Source organism: Microcoleus sp. OTE_8_concoct_300 (genome assembly GCF_031383065.1).
Lineage (GTDB): Bacteria > Cyanobacteriota > Cyanobacteriia > Cyanobacteriales > Microcoleaceae > Microcoleus.
In genome coordinates this window covers 1-4516 of sequence record NZ_JANMZH010000440.1, presented here as the reverse complement: position 1 = coordinate 4516, position 4516 = coordinate 1, and the positions used below count along the sequence as shown (strand labels likewise).

The 4516-nt window shown below is 46.4% G+C and carries 4 protein-coding genes; 2 read left to right on the top strand and 2 right to left on the bottom strand.

All coding sequences use genetic code 11. The features are described from left to right. On the bottom strand, positions 1–939 hold a 939-nt coding region (locus tag ACUVJL_RS20070), incomplete at its 3' end, for a DUF4347 domain-containing protein (protein ID WP_445247445.1). Between the two features lie 88 nt (positions 940–1027). On the opposite strand from ACUVJL_RS20070, the gene ACUVJL_RS20065 reads away from it, so the two are divergent. After that, a complete protein-coding gene (locus ACUVJL_RS20065) occupies positions 1028–1288 on the top strand; it encodes a hypothetical protein (protein WP_445247444.1) in 261 nt (86 codons plus the stop codon). A gap of 222 nt (positions 1289–1510) precedes the next feature. Here ACUVJL_RS20065 and murJ read toward each other — a convergent pair whose 3' ends face one another. Next, entirely contained in the window at positions 1511–3124 is a 1614-nt protein-coding gene (gene murJ, locus ACUVJL_RS20060; RefSeq protein WP_445247443.1) for a murein biosynthesis integral membrane protein MurJ, read from the bottom strand. A 67-nt stretch (positions 3125–3191) separates the two neighbouring features. Between murJ and ACUVJL_RS20055 the strand changes: the two genes are divergently transcribed. Beyond that, positions 3192–4364 (top strand): DUF3095 domain-containing protein, encoded by a 1173-nt coding sequence (locus tag ACUVJL_RS20055; RefSeq protein WP_445247442.1) that lies wholly within the window; start codon positions 3192–3194, stop codon positions 4362–4364. Positions 4365–4516 lie beyond the last annotated feature (152 nt).

Here is a 4516-nt window from a genome sequence, read left to right as displayed (position 1 = left end):
CCCAGTGTTGAAGTCTACTTTGGGGGCGAAGGTGGGGGTGGTGGTGCCTGTGGGGGTGGTGTTGATCAGGATGGAGGTGGTGTTGCTGAAAATGTTCGCCGTTGCTACATCTGGTGAACCGTCGCCGTTGATGTCGCTGATGCTGACTGATCTGGGGTAAGTCCCAGTGTTGAAGTCTACTTTGGGGGCGAAGGTGGGGGTGGTGGCGGCTGTGGGGGTGGTGTTGATCAGGATGGAGGTGGTGTTGCTGCCAGCGTTCGCCACAGCTACATCTGGTGAACCGTCGCCGTTGATGTCGCCGATGCTGACTGATGTGGGGAAACTCCCAGTGGGGAAGTCTACTTTGGGGGCTAAACCCAGGATGCCGCTGTAGGTTTTGAGGGCGGTTTCTGTGAGGGCGAGTTTGGGTTGTGTCGGGGATGGGGGGATGGATGAAGTGAGTTTCCAGCTTCCTCCTCGTTCCCAGTTGCCCGTGGGGTTGGGGTTGGCGACGATGAAAGCCCCGGTGAGTTGGTGCAGTTGAGTCAGGAATTGATTGCCGCATGGTGGGCTGGGGGCGGGTTTATTTGAGTTGTCGATTATTCTCAAATCTGTAGGCAAAGCGGCCCCTACACTCTGGGCGACGTTGCACCCGTACAGTAGGATGGATGCCTCTGCACTCAGGCTTTCTCGCCACTGTTGTATCAGAAAAGTGTAGTGGGGGAGGGTTTCAATATTTAATGCTGTATTTCCTAACTGCAGATGACCGGGGGCGCCGTGACAGATGATGTGGATGGCTGAGTATTTTTTGCCTTTGAGGGTTTGGGTGATTTGTGCTATTGCATCCTGGTTTGGGTCGAGTCTGGCGGTTTCGATGCCTTTTTTGATGCCCGCGATCAGGGTTTGACTGTCTGGGATGTCGGAGCCGATGAAGGCGATCTCTCTAATTGTATTTAGCATTAGTAGAATATTTTTATATTTGAAACAATTTTCAGCTTAGCAATTTTATTTGGATACGATCGCCCTCGCAATAATTTGTATAAAATATATGCTTTCTGGTTCAATCCACGATTCCTCAGTTTTGAAGACAGCCCAAGAACACGAGATTTTTGGCGATCGCGATTTTCCATCTTGGTTAACCCAACAACGAATCAGTCTCGCTTGCACTACCTATCAAACCAGCAGGTTAATGTTAATTGGTGCTGTGCCAGAAACCAGTGGTATCATGGTGATTGATTTGACGAATCGGGCGATCGTCACTGGTTGCGGTTTGAAGGAATTTTTACGGAACTCTATGATGTCCAGGTGATTCCTCAAGTACAAAAGCCGATGGCTTTGGGTTTTCAGACTGACGAAATTTCTCGGTTAATTACTTGGGAATTTTAACCGCAGATGGTGGCAGATGTACGCGGATTAACGCAGATAAATGTTGATTGGGATTTAAGGGCGAGAGCCTTTTTTTTGTCGGTTTTTACTCAAGGGGCGATATCACTTTTGTTGATTCTTTGAATTTGCCACAATTTTCTGATATTTATTTGCGAAAACGGCCCCGAATGCGATCGACAAACATATCAACTTCCGGCCACTTCATCTGACTGACAAACAGGGCAAAAACCCCTAACCCTACAAAACTTGCTACACTCAACTGCACTAATTGAATTACTAAACCTTCAGTACCCAAAACTCTTTGACAGACTTGCAGAGTAGCCAAGGTGACGAAAGCAGTTAGAGAACTGCCAGAAGCTAACCCCAGAAACGGCAAACTCCACTCCCCCCAAGGCAGGCCACCCAGCTTTTTATCTAAAAAGTACAAAAGCATAATCATCGAAAGAAGATTCACTCCCACCGTCGCCAAAACTAATCCGGGCGCGCCAAAAGCTTCTACTAACAAATAATCCAAAAGACCGTTTAAAAAGATATTGATAATACTGATGCGAAAAGGGGTTTCCCCGTCTCCCAAAGCGTAAAATACCCGTACCAAAACGTCGCGTCCCAAATACACAAACATTCCAATACTGTAAGCCATCAATATCGGCGTAACAAAATCCGAGGCCGATCGATCAAAAGCATAGCGTTCGTAAACAACGCGGACGATAGGCCCAGCCAGCGTTACCATTAAAGCGCTCAGCGGCAGCATCGTAAGGGCCGTCAAAACTAAAGATTGATGAATGCGATCTTTTAATTCCGGCCAATCTCTCGGATCGGTGAGGCGAGAAAATATGGGTAGAAATGGCACTAAAATTACATTAGAAATGATGCCTAAAGGCGTCATAACTAACAAGCCGCTGTAACCCAACGCAGAGGCAGCTTGAGGGATGTAGGATGCGAAAAATAGGTCAGTATAGACATTTATTTGCAGCATTCCTGATGATAAGGTAGCAGGAACCATCACCTTAACTACTTCTTGCACTCCGGGGCGTTTAAAATTAAACCGCAAGCGCAATGTTCCCAAGCCGGCGCGCGACTGCGCCACGAGTTGCACCAACCACTGCAAAACTGCGCCCGCTAAAGTTCCCCAAGCTAACACTAGGCCGCCCATTAGTGCGTATTCTGGCTGAATAATTTTGTCTCCGAGTTGCAGTGCGAGAATCCCCAAACCGCCGACAAGTGCAACGCTGGAAAATAAAGGGCTAATCGAAGGCAACCAGTACATATCGGCGGCGTTGAGAGTGCCGAAACCAATGCCGATTAAGCCTGAAAGTAATGCCATCGGCGCCATAATCCGGAATTGCTGGACGGCAATTGCTTTTATTTGTAAACCTTCTGCTGTTCTATTTAATCCCGGTGCTACCAAATCGATCAGGGGATCGGCAAAAATAATTAAAGCTACTGTTACCAACAGCAGCAAGCCGCCGACTAAGGTGGTGATAGTCTCGACTAAGGGTGCGGCTTCTTTTTTGTCGCGGCGGGCTAAAACGCTGACTATGGCGCTGTGAAATGGCCCGTTAATCCCTCCGAGCAAAATAAATAAGAAGCCAGGGATGACGTAGGCGTAGTTGTAGGCATCGACGGCGACGCCGACTCCAAAGGCTGCGGCGATCGCAATTTGGCGCACCAATCCAAAGACTTTGCTAATTATAGTGGCGACTGCGACAATGCCGGCAATCCCCGCTAGGGAACGAGAGGGCTTCTGCTGTTGAGACACAAATAGTTACAAACGCTAGTGCTAAAAGGCTTCACTAAGTTTAATAGCAAATCTGGAAAATCATAACATGAATTCCGAAAATTTCTATTCCGAATTACCTTTACTGGACAATTTTCTCAAGATTACCGAGATCGGTAATTTTGTTGACGTACCTGATGACTGGTACATTGTTGTCACAGATATTCGCGGTTCTACACAAGCGATTGAATCTGGAAAATACAAAGAAGTTAACTTATTGGGGGCTTGTTCGATCGTTGCTGTTTTGAATGTAGCAGGCCAAACTGAGATTCCGTTTGTGTTTGGTGGCGACGGCGGTTCTCTTTTAATAGGGCCATCGCTTTTACCCGCTGCCCAGAAAGCTTTGCTGGCCACTCAACAACTGGCTAAGACAGAATTTGACATGGATTTGCGAGTTGGGGTCGTGCCGGTTAAAGTTGTGGTAGCAGCTAATTATCCGGTAAAAATAGCTAAGTTTAAAGTTTCGGAAAATTACAGCCAAGCTGTTTTTATCGGCGGCGGCTTAACCCGTGCTACTGAACTTATTAAAGACCCGGTTGCTGGTAATATTTACAGCCTTAAAAATAATGGCGTTTCTTCAACAGCCGATTTTTCGGGATTGGAGTGCCGATGGCAGGATATTCCCAGCAAGTACGGGGAAATAGTAACGCTGCTGGTAATGGTGCGAGCGGATTTTGGCCAGCATAGCCATCATTTTTATAGAGACATTTTAAAAAAAATCAAATACATTTACGGCGAGGAAACTTGTTTAAATCCTATCGACAGTAAAACTCTAAAATTGACATTGAATAGCACAAAACTGATTAAAGAAACTCTAGTTAGGGCGAGCAGTGCTGGTTGGTTAGACCGCCAGCTATATTTATCAAAAATACAGTTAGAGACGGCGCTTGGTTCGCTGCTAATGAATTTGAAGGTTAAGACAGAAGAGTTAGATTGGGGCGTTTATAAAGATATTGCGATCGCAGCTACGGATTACCGCAAATTTGATGATATGTTGAGAATGGTAATTTCTGGCAATGAGTGGAGACGAAAAAAATTGACGCGGTACTTGGAAAGGAATTACCGAGAAGGCAAGCTGGTTTACGGTTTGCACGTTTCTGACAGGGCGTTGATGACTTGTTTGGTGTTTGAACGCGGCGGCCGACAAGTGCATTTTGTAGATGGCGCTGATGGAGGTTATGCTTTAGCGGCGAAGGATATGAAAGAAAGAAAGAATGAATGAATAAGTAAGCCTACATAGGGCTTGCTGAATAAGCCTAAAACCCTTACCTCAAAAGACTTTGACTCGCGTTCGGCGTTGACAATGTGTAAGACTATGAGCTAAAATTAGTCAAAAGCCATGCACAGCAGCACTTTCGTTCATGTACCGAAAAG